At 71.7% G+C, this 14,692-nt stretch carries 17 protein-coding genes; 8 read left to right on the forward strand and 9 right to left on the reverse strand.

The window, feature by feature from the left end:
* Nucleotides 1–32: 32 nt before the first annotated feature.
* Nucleotides 33–677, forward strand: a complete 645-nt coding sequence (locus ACIA8F_RS26645; protein WP_399382427.1) for a TetR family transcriptional regulator — start codon at nt 33–35, stop codon at nt 675–677.
* A gap of 111 nt (nt 678–788) precedes the next feature.
* Here ACIA8F_RS26645 and def read toward each other — a convergent pair whose 3' ends face one another.
* Nucleotides 789–1,352: a peptide deformylase gene (gene def / locus ACIA8F_RS26650; RefSeq protein WP_399382428.1), complete on the reverse strand. Its 564-nt coding sequence runs from the start codon at nt 1,350–1,352 to the stop codon at nt 789–791.
* A 123-nt stretch (nt 1,353–1,475) separates the two neighbouring features.
* Between def and ACIA8F_RS26655 the strand changes: the two genes are divergently transcribed.
* The 6 genes from ACIA8F_RS26655 (at nt 1,476) to ACIA8F_RS26680 (ending at nt 6,748) form a co-directional block, all read left to right on the forward strand.
* The gene (locus ACIA8F_RS26655) at nt 1,476–2,714 is read left to right on the forward strand and encodes a MurT ligase domain-containing protein (protein WP_266876101.1); all 1,239 of its coding nucleotides are present in this window, start codon (nt 1,476–1,478) and stop codon (nt 2,712–2,714) included.
* 19 nt (nt 2,715–2,733) lie between these two features.
* On the forward strand, nt 2,734–3,462 hold the full coding sequence (locus ACIA8F_RS26660; protein WP_399382429.1) for a type 1 glutamine amidotransferase: 729 nt from the start codon (nt 2,734–2,736) through the stop codon (nt 3,460–3,462).
* A gap of 190 nt (nt 3,463–3,652) precedes the next feature.
* Complete coding sequence (locus ACIA8F_RS26665; RefSeq protein WP_399382430.1) at nt 3,653–4,681, forward strand: 6-phosphofructokinase; 1,029 nt, start codon at nt 3,653–3,655, stop codon at nt 4,679–4,681.
* Between the two features lie 132 nt (nt 4,682–4,813).
* Nucleotides 4,814–5,758, forward strand: a complete 945-nt coding sequence (locus ACIA8F_RS26670) for a cytochrome c oxidase assembly protein (RefSeq protein ID WP_399382581.1) — start codon at nt 4,814–4,816, stop codon at nt 5,756–5,758.
* 32 nt (nt 5,759–5,790) lie between these two features.
* Nucleotides 5,791–5,949 (forward strand): hypothetical protein, encoded by a 159-nt coding sequence (locus ACIA8F_RS26675; RefSeq protein WP_250740168.1) that lies wholly within the window; start codon nt 5,791–5,793, stop codon nt 5,947–5,949.
* 88 nt (nt 5,950–6,037) lie between these two features.
* The gene (locus tag ACIA8F_RS26680; RefSeq protein WP_399382432.1) at nt 6,038–6,748 is read left to right on the forward strand and encodes a lysophospholipid acyltransferase family protein; all 711 of its coding nucleotides are present in this window, start codon (nt 6,038–6,040) and stop codon (nt 6,746–6,748) included.
* Nucleotides 6,749–6,793: 45 nt separating this feature from the next.
* On the opposite strand, the gene ACIA8F_RS26685 is transcribed toward ACIA8F_RS26680, so the two are convergent.
* The 7 genes from ACIA8F_RS26685 to ACIA8F_RS26715 all read right to left on the reverse strand — a co-directional run bounded on the left by ACIA8F_RS26685 (nt 6,794) and on the right by ACIA8F_RS26715 (nt 13,359).
* The gene (locus ACIA8F_RS26685; RefSeq protein ID WP_399382434.1) at nt 6,794–8,482 is read right to left on the reverse strand and encodes an alpha/beta hydrolase; all 1,689 of its coding nucleotides are present in this window, start codon (nt 8,480–8,482) and stop codon (nt 6,794–6,796) included.
* A gap of 221 nt (nt 8,483–8,703) precedes the next feature.
* The gene (locus ACIA8F_RS26690) at nt 8,704–9,519 is read right to left on the reverse strand and encodes an urease accessory protein UreD (protein ID WP_399382435.1); all 816 of its coding nucleotides are present in this window, start codon (nt 9,517–9,519) and stop codon (nt 8,704–8,706) included.
* Nucleotides 9,516–10,211, reverse strand: coding sequence for an urease accessory protein UreG (gene ureG, locus ACIA8F_RS26695; protein WP_399382437.1), 696 nt, complete (start codon nt 10,209–10,211; stop codon nt 9,516–9,518). Before ureG ends, ACIA8F_RS26690 begins: the two co-directional genes overlap by 4 nt.
* 115 nt (nt 10,212–10,326) lie before the next feature.
* Nucleotides 10,327–11,001: an urease accessory protein UreF gene (locus ACIA8F_RS26700; protein ID WP_399382439.1), complete on the reverse strand. Its 675-nt coding sequence runs from the start codon at nt 10,999–11,001 to the stop codon at nt 10,327–10,329.
* A gap of 15 nt (nt 11,002–11,016) precedes the next feature.
* Nucleotides 11,017–12,738: an urease subunit alpha gene (locus tag ACIA8F_RS26705; RefSeq protein WP_399382441.1), complete on the reverse strand. Its 1,722-nt coding sequence runs from the start codon at nt 12,736–12,738 to the stop codon at nt 11,017–11,019.
* The gene (locus ACIA8F_RS26710) at nt 12,731–13,042 is read right to left on the reverse strand and encodes an urease subunit beta (protein ID WP_399382442.1); all 312 of its coding nucleotides are present in this window, start codon (nt 13,040–13,042) and stop codon (nt 12,731–12,733) included. Before ACIA8F_RS26710 ends, ACIA8F_RS26705 begins: the two co-directional genes overlap by 8 nt.
* A 14-nt stretch (nt 13,043–13,056) precedes the next feature.
* Nucleotides 13,057–13,359: an urease subunit gamma gene (locus tag ACIA8F_RS26715; protein WP_383942231.1), complete on the reverse strand. Its 303-nt coding sequence runs from the start codon at nt 13,357–13,359 to the stop codon at nt 13,057–13,059.
* Between the two features lie 304 nt (nt 13,360–13,663).
* Here ACIA8F_RS26715 and ACIA8F_RS26720 point away from each other — a divergent pair, with 304 nt between their 5' ends.
* A complete protein-coding gene (locus ACIA8F_RS26720) occupies nt 13,664–14,047 on the forward strand; it encodes a VOC family protein (protein WP_399382443.1) in 384 nt (127 codons plus the stop codon).
* Nucleotides 14,048–14,089: 42 nt separating this feature from the next.
* On the opposite strand, the gene ACIA8F_RS26725 is transcribed toward ACIA8F_RS26720, so the two are convergent.
* On the reverse strand, nt 14,090–14,542 hold the full coding sequence (locus ACIA8F_RS26725) for an ATP-binding protein (protein WP_399382444.1): 453 nt from the start codon (nt 14,540–14,542) through the stop codon (nt 14,090–14,092).
* Between the last annotated feature and the right edge of the window lie 150 nt (nt 14,543–14,692).

The raw sequence follows: 14,692 nt of genomic DNA on the forward strand, positions 1-14,692 counted from the left end.
CAGGACATCGCAAGGGCGGGGAGTGACACGGCATGGAGACCACACGGCAGGCCGGCGAGCCGGGAGCGGCCGAGCGCCGGCGGCGGGAGCTGCTGGAGGCCGCCGACCGGGTCGTCCTCAGGGACGGGCCCAAGGCGTCCATGAACGCCATCGCGGCGGAGGCCGGGATCACCAAGCCCATCCTCTACCGCCACTTCGGCGACAAGGCCGGCCTCTACCAGGCCCTGGCCGTCCGGCACACGGACGCCCTGCTCGACTCGCTGCGCGCGGCCCTGGACGCCCCGGCCGAACGGCGCAGGCGGGTGGAGGCCACCCTCGACACCTATCTCGCCGCGATCGAGGCACGCCCCCAGGTCTACCGCTTCCTCATGCACCCGGCCGAGGACTCGCAGACCCCGGAACGCGGCTTCGACGTCGGCCTGCACTCGGCCCCGCTGCTGCGCCGCCTCGGCGAGGAGCTGGCCCAGGTGATCGGCGAACGCGTGGACCTCGGCCCCGGCGGCGAACGCCTGGCCCGGGTCTGGGGCCACGGCATCGTCGGCATGATGCACGCCGCGGGCGACTGGTGGCTCGGCGAACGCCCCTGCGACCGCGCCGAACTCGTCAGCGCCCTCACCGACCTCCTCTGGGGCCGCCTGGCCACGGCCGGCAACCGAGCGGACGGCCCGGGCTTCTAGCCCGCCCGCCGCCGCGGACGCATCCGGCCCCGCCTGGGCCGAATCCAGCCCCGCCGGCGTTCGAGGCGCGGGGTCCGGGGCGGAGCCCCGGGAACCCCGGCCCCGCCGGGCTCACTCCCCCAGCGCGCGCAGCCCCGCGAGACCCCAGTCCGTCTTGCGGATGGCCCGCCGCAGACGACGGGCACGCAGCCCGGTCACCCGGTCCGCGTACACCCCACCGGCCAGGTGATCGCACTCGTGCTGCAGGCACCGCGCGAAGAACCCCGTCCCCGCCACCCGCACGGCCGCCCCGTCCGAGGTCACGCCCTCCACCACCGCGCTGTCGTAGCGGAGCGTCCCCGCCTCCAGCCCCGGCAGGGACAGACAGCCCTCGGGTCCGATGAACTCGTCCCCGTCCGCGGACACCAGGCGCGGGTTGACGATGTGCCCGACGTGGCGGACGTCCTCGTCGTCGGGGCAGTCGTATACGAACACCCGCTGCCCGACACCGATCTGGTTCGCGGCGAGACCGACGCCCTGCGCGGCGTACATCGTGGCGAACATGTCCTCGATGAGCCGGTCGAGGGCCGGGCCGAACTCGGTGACCTCCGCGCAAGCGGAATGGAGCACCGGGTCGCCCAGCAGGCTCATGGTGCGGACGATGCCGGAGGTGCCGGGGAGGGGACGCTGTCGCATGGCCGTAAGGGTACGACGGGCGACTATATGAGGAGATCTTCGGCAGACCGGGGGCGCCGCGGTCAGGGCGCGGGCAGGTCATGGATAGGCTGGGGGCGACCGACGCAAGGAGGACAAGGGACGATGGCAGGCAACACGGAGCCGCTTTCGCCGCGGGCCAAGCTGGCCGTGACGGCGGGCAAGGCCGCGGCGGCGGTGTCGCGGGCCGCGGGACGCGGAAGCGGATCGGTGATCGGAGGCAAGGTCGCGCTCAAGCTCGACCCCGATCTCCTCGGCGCGCTGGCGCAGCATCTCGACGTCGTCCTCGTCTCGGCGACGAACGGCAAGACCACGACGACCCGGCTCATCGCGGAGGCCCTGCGGGCCAGCGGTCCGGTCGTCTCCAACGCTCTGGGCGCGAACATGCCCGCGGGCATCACCTCCGCCCTGGCGGGCGGTTCGGACGCCCGCTACGGCGTCATCGAGGTGGACGAGAAGTACCTGGCCGGAGTGGCCCGGGACGTCACCCCCAAGGTGATCGCCCTGCTGAACCTCTCCCGCGACCAGCTGGACCGCGCCGCCGAGACCCGCATGCTCGCGGAGAAGTGGCGCGAGGGCCTCTCGGGCTCCAAGGCGGTCGTCGTCGCGAACGCGGACGACCCGCTCATCGTGTGGGCCGCCTCCTCCTCGCAGAACGTGGTGTGGGTCGCGGCCGGCCAGGAGTGGAAGGACGACGCCTGGTCGTGCCCCTCCTGCGGTGGCGTCATGCAGCGTCCGGGCGACGACTGGTTCTGCGGCGAGTGCGGTTTCCGGCGTCCCACCCCGAGTTGGGTGCTCTCCGGTGACCACGTGCTCGACCCGCACGGCAGCGCCTGGCCGATCAGCCTCCAGCTGCCGGGCCGCGCCAACAAGGCGAACGCGGCCACCTCGGCCGCCGTGGCAGCCGTCTTCGGCGTCCCCCCGCAGGTGGCGCTGGAGCGGATGTACCAGGTGCAGGCCGTCGCCGGACGCTACGACGTGGTGAGCTTCCAGGGCCGCGAACTGCGGCTGCTGCTCGCGAAGAACCCGGCCGGCTGGCTGGAGACGTTCTCCCTCATCGACCCGCCGCCGACCCCGGTGATCCTGTCGGTCAACGCGCGCGGTGCGGACGGTACGGACACCTCGTGGCTGTGGGACGTGGACTACCCGCGGCTCGCCGGCCACCCGATCTTCGTGATCGGCGACCGCAAGCTGGACCTGGCGGTCCGCCTGGAGGTCGCGGGCCTGGACTTCCGGGTGTGCGAGACCCTCGACGAGGCCGTGCAGCTCGCGCCGCCCGGACAGATCGAGCTGATCGCCAACTACACCGCCTTCCAGGACGTGCGCCGCCGCGTCGGCAACTAGTACCCATAAGGACAAGAGCATGAGCGACAACAGCCTGCGTCTGGTGTGGGTCTACCCCGACCTGCTCAGCACGTACGGAGACCAGGGCAACGCCCTGGTCGTCGAGCGCCGGGCCCGCCGGCGCGGCCTGGACGTGCAGCGCGTGGACGTGCGCAGCGACCAGCCGATCCCGACCTCGGGCGACATCTACCTGATCGGCGGCGGTGAGGACCGGCCGCAGCGGCTGGCCGCCGAGCGGCTGCTGCGCGACGGCGGTCTGGAGCGGGCCGTCTCGAACGGGGCGATCGTCTTCTCCGTCTGCGCCGGGTACCAGATCCTGGGGCAGGAGTTCGTCAACGACGTCGGCCAGCGCCAGGAGGGCCTCGGCCTGCTGGACGTGGTGACCGTGCGCGGCGAGGGCGAGCGGTGCGTCGGCGACGTGCTCGGCGACATCGACCCGCGGCTCGGGCTGCCGCAGCTGACCGGCTTCGAGAACCACCAGGGCGTCACCCACCTCGGCCCGACGGCCAAGCCCTTCGCGCGGGTCACGATGGGCCGGGGCAACGGCACCGGTGACGGCACCGAAGGCGCGTACAACGACACGGTGTTCGGCACGTACATGCACGGTCCCGTGCTGGCGCGCAACCCGCTGATCGCGGACCTGCTGCTGAAGCTGGCCCTCGACGTGAACGCGCTGCCGCCCATCGACGACCGCTGGTACGAGGCGCTGCGCGCCGAGCGGATCGCGGCGGCCACGCAGCCCGCGTAGCCCTCGCCGTACCCGCCGTCCGGCCCGGATTCCCCTGCTGGGGTCCGGGCCGACGTGTTTTCGTACGACGGATCTGACCAGCATGTGGAGGATGGTTCAGTCCACCCTCGATCCGCTTGTAGGGTGCTGGGTAGTTCCAACCGGACGACGTGGTCCGGTCGTCGGCCCACGTTGCAAAGGTCCTCCTGCCATGCGCATTGGTGTGCTCACTTCCGGAGGCGACTGCCCCGGGCTCAATGCCGTCATCCGCTCCGTCGTGCACCGCGCCGTCGTCGACCACGGGGACGAGGTCATCGGTTTCCACGACGGCTGGCGCGGCCTGCTGGAGTGCGACTACCGCAAGCTCGACCTGGACGCCGTGAGCGGCATCCTGGCCCGTGGCGGAACGATTCTGGGCTCCTCCCGGGTCCAGCCCGCCCATCTGCGCGACGGCGTGGAGCGGGCCCGCGGCCACGTCGCCGACCTCGGCCTGGACGCGATCATCCCGATCGGCGGCGAGGGCACCCTGAAGGCCGCGAACCTGCTCTCGCAGGGCGGTCTGCCGATCGTCGGGGTCCCGAAGACCATCGACAACGACATCGCCTCCACCGACGTCACCTTCGGCTTCGACACCGCCGTCGGGGTCGCCACCGAGGCCCTGGACCGGCTGAAGACCACCGCGGAGTCCCACCAGCGCGTGATGGTCGTGGAGGTCATGGGCCGCCACACCGGCTGGATCGCCCTGCACTCGGGCATGGCGGCCGGCGCGCACGCCATCGTCGTACCGGAGCGCCCCTTCGACATCGAGCGGCTGACGGCGATCGTCGGCGAACGCTTCCAGCAGGGCAAGCGCTTCGCGATCGTCGTGGTCGCCGAGGGCGCCAAGCCCGCCGGGGGCAGCTCGATGGCCCTGGAGAGCGGCGGCACCGACATGTACGGCCACGAGCGCTTCGCCGGCATCGGCAACCGTCTCGCCGTCGAGCTGGAGGAGCGTCTCGGCAAGGAGGCCCGCCCGGTCATCCTGGGCCACGTCCAGCGCGGCGGCACGCCCACCGCGTACGACCGGGTGCTGGCGACCCGCTTCGGCTGGCACGCGGTGGAGGCGGCCCACCGGGGCGAGTTCGGGATGCTCACGGCGCTGCGCGGCACGGACATCGTGATGGTGCCCCTCGACGAGGCCGTGCAGACCCTGAAGACGGTCCCGTCCGAGCGCTACGACGAGGCGCAGAACGTTCTGTGATCTTTCCCCCTTTCTCCGCGTCACTCCCGTAAGGGCCGCCCCCGGACGATTCCCGTCCGGGGGCGGCATTACTGTGGTGGGGCACCACGGGTCAAGGGAGTGAAGAGATTGAGTTACCTCGCGCACGGCGCCATGGACATGGACCACATGGACATGGACCTGCCGCCCTTCACTCTCGGGCGCGGGCTGGAGTTCTCCTTCGACGCCTTCTTCCTGATCGGCTCGGTCCTCGGCCTCGCGCTGTACGGGTGGGGCGTGGTGCGGCTGCGCCGCCGCGGGGATGCCTGGCCGGTCGGCCGGACGGTCTCCTTCACCATCGGCGTGCTGAGCGTGGCCCTGGTGATGTGCACCAAGCTGAACGACTACGGCATGGTCATGTTCAGCGTGCACATGGTCCAGCACATGGTGATCAGCATGCTCAGCCCGATCCTGCTGCTGCTGGGCGCGCCCGTGACGCTGGCGCTGCGCGCGCTGGCGCCGGCGGCCCGCGGTCACAAGGGTCCGCGCGAGCTGCTCCTGATGCTCCTGCACAGCCGGTACATGAAGGTGATCACCCATCCGGTGTTCACCATCCCGATGTTCATCGCCAGCCTCTACGGCCTGTACTTCACCCCGCTCTTCGACTTCCTGATGGGGTCGAAGACCGGTCACATCGCGATGATGGTGCACTTCCTCGCCGTCGGCCTCGTCTTCTTCTGGCCGATCATGGGCGTGGACCCGGGCCCGCACCGCCCCGGCTACGTGATGCGGATGCTGGAGCTGTTCGCCGGAATGCCCTTCCACGCCTTCTTCGGCATCGCGCTGATGATGGCGAGCGAGCCGATGATCAAGACGTACGCGAACCCGCCCGCGTCCCTGGGCATCGACCCGCTGCTCGACCAGCAGTGGGGCGGCGGCATCGCCTGGGCCTTCAGCGAGGTGCCCTCGGTGCTGGTGCTGATCGCGCTGGTCTACCAGTGGTACCACTCGGAACAGCGGGCGGCGAAGCGCTCCGACCGCTCCGAGGACCGCAACGGGGACCAGGAGCTGGCGGCCTACAACTCCTATCTCGCTTCGCTCCAAGCGCGTGGCCAGTAGCGCCGGAGCACCCTGAGGCGCCACCATGGGGCATGACCGGATCCGTGAAGGCGATGGCAGTGATGACCTTCGCCTCTCTGGTGGCGATCGCCACGTATTCCGTGGCCCTGGGAAGCAACGGCTGGCTGTGGTTCGGCTGGGTCGTGCTGGGGCTCCTCACCGCGGGAATGGCTGCCTCGGGCGGTACCTGAGCAGCTACCTGAGTACCAGCGCCCTCCACCCCCCGGCGGGCCGTCCGTAGGATGTCCGTGACCGAGGGACGTCGACGGGAGCCGCCTGGTGTTCTACCACTTGCTCAAGCACGTGATCCTGGGGCCGCTGCTGCGGCTCCTGTTCCGGCCCCGCATCGAAGGACTGGAGAACATCCCGGAGGACGGGGCCGCGATCATCGCGGGCAACCACCTCTCCTTCTCGGACCACTTCCTGATGCCCGCGATCCTCAAGCGCCGCATCACCTTCCTCGCGAAGGCCGAGTACTTCACCGGACCGGGAGTGAAGGGACGGCTCACGGCCGCCTTCTTCCGCAGCGCCGGCCAGATCCCCGTCGACCGTTCCGGCAAGGACGCCGGTCAGGCGGCGCTCCGCGAGGGACTGGGGGTGCTGTCCAAGGGCGAACTGCTCGGCATCTACCCGGAGGGCACCCGCTCGCACGACGGGCGGCTGTACAAGGGCAAGGTGGGCGTGGCGGCGATGGCGCTGGGCGCCGGGGTGCCCGTGGTCCCGTGCGCGATGGTCGGGACCTTCGAGATCCAGCCGCCCGGACAGAAGATCCCCAAGATCCGCCGGGTCACGATCCGCTTCGGGCGGCCGCTGGACTTCTCCCGGTACGAGGGGATGGAGGGCGAGCGCGCCGTGCTGCGGGCCGTCACCGACGAGATCATGTACGAGGTCCTCGCGCTGTCCGGCCAGGAGTACGTGGACCGGTACGCCGCCGAGGTCAAGGCGGAGGAAGAGGAAGCACGGAAGAAGGCCCGGCGCAGGACGCGCTGAGCCTTCTCCCGTGCGGTGCTGCCGAGCGGGTGCCGCCCGGTCCGGCTAGCGGATGGCCGGGAGCTCGTCGATCACCCGCTGGTCGGCGGCCGGGGCCGGCGCGATCAGCTTGGCGGCGACGGGGGCCGGGGCCACCGGGGTGGCGTGCGGGGCGCACTTGACGTCCTGCGCGTCGACCTGGCCGGTGAGCAGGTAGGTGTCCACCCGGGTGTTGATGCAGGGGTTCACCAGGCCGGTGACCCCGTGCGAGCCGGCGTTCTGCTCGGTGATCAGACGCGAGCCGGCCAGCCGGTTGTGCAGGGAGACCCCGCCCTTGTACGGCGTGGCGGCGTCACGCTCGGACTGCACGATCAGCACCGGCGGCAGGCCGCTGTGCTTGCCCGCGCCGACCTCGATCGCGTTGTGCTGCTTGGACTTCCAGGTGGCGCAGGGCAGGTTCATCCACGCGTTGGCCCAGGTCATGAAGGGGTACTGGGCGTGCAGCTTGGTGTTGTCCCGGTCCCACTTGGACCAGCTGGTGGGCCACTTGGCGTCGGCGCACTCCACGGCGGTGTAGACGGCGTTGCCGTTCTCCGCCGAGGCGTTGCCCGCGGTGTCGCTCATGTCGGGGGCGATGGCGTCGATCAGCGCCTGCGTGTCGCCGGCCTCGTACGCGGCCCAGGTCTGGGCGACGGGCACCCAGGAGGAGTCGTAGTACGGGGCGCTCTGGAAGAAGCCGATGAGCTCGGCCGGTCCGACGATCCCGCCGAGCGGGTTGGCCTTGGCCTTGGCGCGCAGCGTCAGCCACTTGGCCTCGACCGCGGCGCGGGTGGTGCCGAGGTGGAAGGAGGCGTCGTTCTTGGCGACCCAGTCCTCCCAGTCGTTCCAGCGCGTCTGGAAGGCGATGTCCTGACCGAGGTTGGCCTCGTACCAGATGTTGTCGCGGTCCGGGTCGACGACGCTGTCCACGATCATGCGGCGCACGTGGCTCGGGAACAGGGTCGCGTAGACCCCGCCGATGTAGGTGCCGTAGGAGACGCCGATGAAGTTCAGCTTCTTCTCGCCGAGGGCGGCACGGATGACGTCCAGGTCACGCGCGATGTTCGGCGTGGTCATGAACGGCAGCATCTCGCCGCTGCGCTCCTTGCAGCCGTCCGCGTACTCCTCGGCGAGCTTGCGCTGGGCGTTCTTGTCGGCCTTGCTGTCCGGAACCGGGTCGGCCTTGGGGGCCTTGACGTACTCCTGCGGGTCGATGCAGGAGATCGGCGCGGAGTGGCCGACGCCGCGCGGGTCGAAGCCGACGAAGTCGTAGGCCTTGGAGGTGTTGACCCACAGCGGGCTCTTGGTGGTGACGCGCCGGGGGAAGCGCATGCCCGAACCGCCGGGACCGCCGGGGTTGTACAGGAGCGCGCCCTGGCGCTCGTCCTTGGTGCCGGTGCTGACGGCGCGGTCGACCGCGAGGTCGATCGTCTTGCCGAACGGCTTGCTGTAGTCCAGCGGGACCTTCACGTAGCCGCACTGGATGGGCTTCTCGAAGCCCCAGTCGGCCGGACAGTCCTTCCAGTCGATCCCGGTGCGCGCTGCGCGGGCGGCGGCGATCGAGGTGCCGATCGTCTCGGCGATCTGGCTGTCGCGGCCGTAGGACCCGGACTCGGAGATCTGGGTGGCCGACGCCGACGGAGCGAGCAGCAGGCTCGCCGCCAGCGTGCCGGTGATCAGAGTGGCGGCGCTCCCCAGCGCCGCGTTGCGTATCACGTGGTTGTTCCCCCTGCGTCATCTGCCGCCGTGGGCGGCGTGGTTCGTGCCGGTGTGGATGTGCGTCGGCATGTGCAGGGGATACTTCCGCCTGACCGGGAGCGGGCGACAGAGCACGGGGCGGTTCTTTGCCAACCCGATATCCGGAAATGCGTGTACCGCTGAGCGGTGTCGGGTTCGTCCCGGGTTCGCCGGCTCCCGGCCGGGGCCGCCGCCCGGGCTCACCAACCGTGGTCGGCGCAGGCGGAGTCGAGGAGTTCGCGGAGCCGCAGGGCGTCCGGGGCCAGGGCCGTGACCAGGACGGCGGGGCCCGCCAGCGGGGTGAGCGCCGCGCACTCCCCCAGCATCCCGGCCTGCGGCGGGGACTTCGCGAACTCCGGGTCCACCACGATCAGCTGGCCCAGCGCGCGGTGGCCCGCGAGTCCCGCCGGACCGTCCCAGCCGCCGGGCGCGCCGGGTCCGCAGGCCAGCTCCTGGTCCAGCAGCGGCTTCCCGTCCCGGGTCACGGTGAGCCGGGACCGCAGCAGGCCCGGGGCCTCCCCGGTGCGGCCGAGCACCTGCTCCTCGCGCAGCAGGAGCCGGGCGGTGGGCGCCAGTTCGGCCCGGGTGGAGACCCGCAGGTCGCTGCCGCGCACCGAGACGAGGGGCTCCGGCAGCCAGCGCACCGCGGCGCCGTCCGCGAGCCGCAGCCGTACGTCGTACCGCGCGGGTTCCCCGTGCCGGCCGGGCAGGGCCAGGGTGGCGGCCGCCGACCGGAGCACCATCCGCGCGCCCGGCCCGGCGGTTGCCTCGACCCTGAGTTGATCGCCGCCCAGGGGGGCGCTCATGGCGCCGACCAGCATGACGCCGGCCTCGCCGGGCCCGCCCCGGGTGCGGCGCAGGGCGAGCGGCCCCTCACCGGCCAGCAGCGGCAGGGCGGTGGAGCCCCGGCCGTCGGCCACGGCGCCGATCCTGGCGGTGGCCCGCAGGCCGGCCGGAGGGGTCGTCCCTTCCGGGATGGCCGCGGGGATCACCGTAGGGCTCGCGGCAGGGCTCACCGGCTGGTCCAGGCGGCGATCCGCTCGCGCACCCAGGCGGCCACCGGGGCCACCCCTTCCTCGCTGCGCAAGGACTGGAAGGCGACGGGCAGTTCACCGCGCTGCTCGGCGGCATCGCTGGCCATCCGGCCCAGGTCGGAGCCGACGTACGGGGCGAGGTCGGTCTTGTTCACGACGAGCAGGTCGGCGGTGGTGACGCCGGGGCCGCCCTTGCGCGGGATGTCGTCGCCGCCGGCCACGTCGATGACGAAGATCTGGGCGTCGACGAGGCCCCGGGAGAACGTGGCGGTGAGGTTGTCCCCGCCGGACTCCACGAGGATCAGGTCGAGCCGTCCGAGCCCGTGGAAGGCCTCCTCCAGTTCCTCGACGGCCTCCAGGTTGGCGGAGATGTCGTCGCGGATGGCGGTGTGCGGGCAGGCGCCGGTCTCCACGGCGCTGATCCGCTCGGGCGGCAGGACGGCTTCGCGGAGCAGGAACTCCGCGTCCTCGCGGGTGTAGATGTCGTTGGTGACCACGGCCATGGACAGCTCCGCGCGCAGGGCCCGGCAGAGGGCGGCGACGGTGGCGGTCTTGCCGGAGCCGACGGGCCCGCCGAGGCCGATGCGCAGGGCCCGGCGGGTCCCGTCGGCCCGGAGCGGCTCGGCGCCGTGGGTATGGCGGTGCGGGAAGGTCACCGCGTGGTCGAGGTGCATGGCTGGCTCCTTGTGCTGAAGCGGGCAGGGGTGCGGGGGTGGGGCGTACGGGCCGGGGTACGGGGTGAGGCGTACGGGCCGGGCGTACAGGAGGCGGGGCGGGGCGTACGCCGGATCAGGAGGCGAACAGCCGTACCGGCCAGTCGGCATGGGCCTGCGCCGCGATGTCCAGCAGCGGCGAGGAGGCCGCGGGCAGGGTGTGCGTGCCGTCGGCGCGGGCCCGCAGCGCGGCCCGCTCGGCCAGCCGGGACACGGAGTCCAGGTCGGGGGCGAGCCCGGCCAGGACCCGGGTCGCCTCGAAGGGGTCCAGGCCGAGCAGGCGCACGGTGGCGGTGGCCGGCCCGCTCACGCTCTCGTACGCCGCCACGTGCGCGGCGTCGAGCGGCCCGAGCCCCGCCGACCGGGCCGTGACGCCGAGCACCACGGGCTGGTGCGCCCCGCGCGGGTACGCGGCCGCCAGGGCGTCGAGTTCCGCGCCGGGCCAGGTGGCGCGGGCGGCCCGCATCAGCTGGCGCCCGAGCCGCCGCCCGGCCGTGCGCAGCGCGGGCGACGGGGTCCGGGCGTCGGCGGCTTCGTCGAGGGCCGCCGGGTCGATCCCGAGGGCGGCCGCCGCGGCGAGTGCGGCCGCGACGAGCCCGGCGGTGTGCAGCCGTCCCCGGCAGAACTCCGCCAGGGTGGCGGCGTCGTGGATCCGGCCCGCCTTGCAGGCGGCCTCGGCCCCGCCGGAGTGGGCGTGCCCTCCGGCAGGGAAGCGGCCGTCCGCGAGGACGAGGAGGGTGGCGAGGCTCATTGCAAGGCCCCGTTCTCAGAAGAGGAAATAGCGTTGGGCCATGGGGAGTTCCGCCGCGGGGGCCGGTTCCACCACCTCGCCGTCGATGGTGACGGTAAAGGTGTCGGCGTCGACCTCCACCCTCGGCATGGCGTCGTTGTTGCGCATGTCCGCCTTGGTCACCTTGCGGGTGCTCTCGATGGCGACGAACTCCTTGCCGAGTCCGAGCCGTTCGGGCAGTCCGTCGTCGAGGGCGGCCTGGGCGGTGAAGTTCACCGAGTTGAGCCCGGGGGCCCGCCCGTACGCTCCGAACATCGGGCGCGGCAGGACCGGCTGCGGGGTGGGGATGGAGGCGTTGGCATCGCCCATCTGCGCGTAGGCGATCTGGCCCCCCTTGATGACCAGTTCGGGCTTGACTCCGAAGAAGGCGGGCTTCCACAGCACCAGGTCGGCGAGCTTGCCGGTTTCGACGGAGCCGATGTCGCGGGCCAGGCCCTGGGCCACGGCCGGGTTGATCGTATACTTGGCGACGTAGCGGCGGGCGCGGTGGTTGTCGGCGGGGCCGTCGCCGGGCAGGGAGCCGCGCCGCTTCTTCATCACGTGGGCGGTCTGCCAGGTGCGCAGGATCACCTCGCCGACGCGGCCCATGGCCTGGGCGTCGGAGGAGATGATCGAGATGGCTCCGAGGTCGTGCAGGACGTCCTCGGCGGCGATGGTGGAGGGCCGGATCCGGGACTCGGCGAAGGCCAGGTCCTCGGGGACGGCCGGGTTGAGGTGGTGGCAGACCATGAGCATGTCGAGGTGTTCCTCGACGGTGTTGACGGTGTGCGGCCGGGTCGGATTGGTGGAGCTGGGCAGGATGTTGGGCTCGGAGACCACGGTGATGATGTCGGGGGCGTGCCCGCCGCCGGCGCCTTCGGTGTGGTACGAGTGGATGGTCCGGCCGCCGATGGCGGCGAGGGTGTCGGCGACGAATCCGGCCTCGTTGAGGGTGTCGGTGTGGATCGCGGCCTGGGCGCCGGTCTCCTCGCAGACGGTGAGGCAGGCGTCGATGACGGCGGGGGTGGATCCCCAGTCCTCGTGGAGCTTGAAGCCGAGTGCTCCGCCGCGCAGTTGGGAGTACATGCCCTCGCGGGACATGGTGTTGCCCTTGCCGAGCAGGCCGATGTTGACGGGGTAGGCCTCCAGCGCGGCGAACATCCGGGCCAGGTGCCAGGGGCCGGGGGTCACGGTGGTGGCCTTGGTGCCCTCGGCGGGGCCGGTGCCGCCGCCGACGAGGGTGGTGATGCCGGAGGAGAGGGCCTCCTCGATCACGGTCGGGGAGATGAAGTGCACGTGGGCGTCGACGGCTCCGGCGGTGAGGATCTTCCCGTTGCCGGCGATGATCTCGGTCTCCGGGCCGATCACCAGCGCCCGGTCGACGCCGTCCATGGTGTCGGGGTTGCCCGCCTTGCCGATGCCGCAGATCCGGCCGTCGCGGATGCCCACGTCCGCCTTGACGATGCCCCAGTGGTCGAGGATCACCACTCCGGTGATGACGGTGTCCGCGGCTCCTTCGGCGCGGGTGGTGCGCGCCTGTCCCATGGATTCGCGGATGACCTTGCCGCCGCCGAAGACGGCCTCGTCACCGGCCAGGCCGGGCCCGCCGGCGAGGTCCTGCTCGATCTCGACGAAGAGGTCGGTGTCGGCGAGGCGGATGCGGTCGCCCGTGGTGGGGCCGAAGAGGTCGGCGTAGACCTGGCGCGATATCTCAGCCATCGAGCGGCCCTCCGGTCTCCCCGCGCAGTCCGGGAACGGTGCGCAGTCCGGCCAGCGGTACGAGGGCCACGGCGACCGGGATGCCCGGCTCGAAGCGGACCGCGGTGCCGGCGGCGATGTCGAGGCGCTGTCCGCGGGCGGCCCCGCGGTCGAAGTCGAGGCCGGGGTTGGCCTCGGCGAAGTGGTAGTGCGAGCCGACCTGGACGGGCCGGTCGGCGGAGTTGAGCACGGTGAGTCGGGTGACGGGCCGGCCTTCGTTGAGGCGCACCGGGCCGTCCCCGTAGGCGATTTCGCCGGGGATCATGCGGGTACTCGCTCTCAGACGATGGGGTCGTGGACGGTGACGAGCTTGGTGCCGTCCGGGAAGGTCGCCTCGACCTGGACGTCGTGGATCATCTCGGGTATCCCCTCCATGACCTCCTCGCGGGAGAGCACGGTCCGCCCGGAGGCCATCAGCTCGGCCACCGTCCGCCCGTCGCGGGCTCCTTCGAGGATGTGCGCTGTGATCAGGGCGATGACCTCGGGGTGGTTGAGGAGCACACCCCGCGCCCGGCGTCTCTCGGCCACGTCCGCGGCGACGTGGATGAGCAGTCTCTCCTGCTCGTGGGGGGTCAGCTGCACAGCTATCACCAAGCTTCCGGGACATGATCAACATCGCGCCGGTCCGACCCTATGAGCCTTCAACACTTTGTTGACCTGCGCATATCCGAGCCAAGCATGTCTTGCCCAACGCAGGGAAAGGCTTTCCGTCCCGCCCACCCGCGCTTTGCCGGCTCATGGGTGACCATTGACGGAAGGAACGTGGCCGCCACGCTAGGGGCCGCACTTTTCCGCCGAGTTAACCCACGTTTCGGGCAGGTACCCGGTTCAACTCCGGGCATCGCACGGCCCGGTTCCGTATACGGAGCCGTCCACGAGGAGCCGCATGTTCGTCAACCCCGTCCGCCACATCACCTTCGACGCGCAGGAGCCTTACCGGCTGGCGCAGTTCTGGTCCGCCGTGACCGGTTTCCCCCTCCACCCCGACGACCGGCCGGACGACGACGAGATCCTGCTGGTCCCGGGTCAGCCGGGCGTGCCCGGGGTGCTCTTCGTCCGGGTGCCCGAGGGGAAGTCCGCGAAGAACCGGGTCCACCTGGACATCCAGCCCGTGACCGGGACCCGCGACGAGAACGTCGAGCGGCTCATCGGGCTCGGCGCGAAGGTGCGGGCCGACCACCGCCGCGAGGACGGGACGGGCTGGGTCACCCTGACCGACCCCGAGGGCAACGAACTGTGCATCGAGCGCAGCGTGTCCGAGCGCGCTTAGGGAGTGTCCCGCCGATCGGATCACCCTTAGGGGTGACCGGCCTCAGCAGCCGGTGCGCGTTCCCGCCGGTGCGCCGGCGGCCGTCCAGGGCAGGGCGATCCAGACGGTCTTGCCGCCGTCCTCCGTCGGGCTGACCGAGAGGCGCCCGCCCGCCTCCGCGGCGAGCCAGCGGATGATGACCATTCCCCGGCCGTTGTCCTGCTGGACGGCGGCCGGGAGCCGCTTGGGCCAGCGCGGGTGGCTGTCGGTGACCCCGATGCGGAGCCACTCCTCGCGCTCCAGGCGGATGTCCACGGTGAAGGTCGGCGACTGGCCGAAGGTGTGCTGCACGGAGTTGGTGGCCAGTTCCGAGACGATGAGCCGGATGCTGTCGGCGGCTTCGGTCCCCTCGGACAGTCCCCACTCGCCCAGCACCTCCGCCACGTAGCGGCGGGCGGCCGCGACCGAGGCGGGATCGCTCGGCAGAGTGACGGATGCTTCCTGGTGATCTGCCATGGCGACGGTCCCTTTCCCACCGGGGCGAAGCCGCCCCGGATCTGTGCTGGACGCCAGAGTGCCACCCATCGTCCCGCCGTTTCCGCCGATCCCTCAAGATATGCATATATCTGTCGCTCAATGCGGTGAACTCTGCTACGGAAGAGCGTA

Origin of the sequence: Streptomyces sp. NPDC051563 (assembly GCF_044454225.1) — a bacterium.
Lineage (GTDB): Bacteria > Actinomycetota > Actinomycetes > Streptomycetales > Streptomycetaceae > Streptomyces.

Bases quoted from the DNA above. Each gene is read 5' to 3' on its own strand.
- ACIA8F_RS26645 (WP_399382427.1), top strand. From the start codon at position 33: ATGGAGACCACACGGCAGGCCGGCGAGCCGGGAGCGGCCGAGCGCCGG.
- ACIA8F_RS26660 (WP_399382429.1), top strand. From the start codon at position 2,734: ATGAGCGACAACAGCCTGCGTCTGGTGTGGGTCTACCCCGACCTGCTC.
- ACIA8F_RS26725 (WP_399382444.1), bottom strand. From the start codon at position 14,542: ATGGCAGATCACCAGGAAGCATCCGTCACTCTGCCGAGCGATCCCGCC.
- ACIA8F_RS26665 (WP_399382430.1), top strand. From the start codon at position 3,653: ATGCGCATTGGTGTGCTCACTTCCGGAGGCGACTGCCCCGGGCTCAAT.
- ACIA8F_RS26705 (WP_399382441.1), bottom strand. From the start codon at position 12,738: ATGGCTGAGATATCGCGCCAGGTCTACGCCGACCTCTTCGGCCCCACC.
- ACIA8F_RS26720 (WP_399382443.1), top strand. From the start codon at position 13,664: ATGTTCGTCAACCCCGTCCGCCACATCACCTTCGACGCGCAGGAGCCT.
- ACIA8F_RS26670 (WP_399382581.1), top strand. From the start codon at position 4,814: ATGGACATGGACCACATGGACATGGACCTGCCGCCCTTCACTCTCGGG.
- ACIA8F_RS26700 (WP_399382439.1), bottom strand. From the start codon at position 11,001: ATGAGCCTCGCCACCCTCCTCGTCCTCGCGGACGGCCGCTTCCCTGCC.
- ureG (WP_399382437.1), bottom strand. From the start codon at position 10,211: ATGCACCTCGACCACGCGGTGACCTTCCCGCACCGCCATACCCACGGC.
- def (WP_399382428.1), bottom strand. From the start codon at position 1,352: ATGCGACAGCGTCCCCTCCCCGGCACCTCCGGCATCGTCCGCACCATG.
- ACIA8F_RS26675 (WP_250740168.1), top strand. From the start codon at position 5,791: ATGACCGGATCCGTGAAGGCGATGGCAGTGATGACCTTCGCCTCTCTG.
- ACIA8F_RS26710 (WP_399382442.1), bottom strand. From the start codon at position 13,042: ATGATCCCCGGCGAAATCGCCTACGGGGACGGCCCGGTGCGCCTCAAC.
- ACIA8F_RS26655 (WP_266876101.1), top strand. From the start codon at position 1,476: ATGGCAGGCAACACGGAGCCGCTTTCGCCGCGGGCCAAGCTGGCCGTG.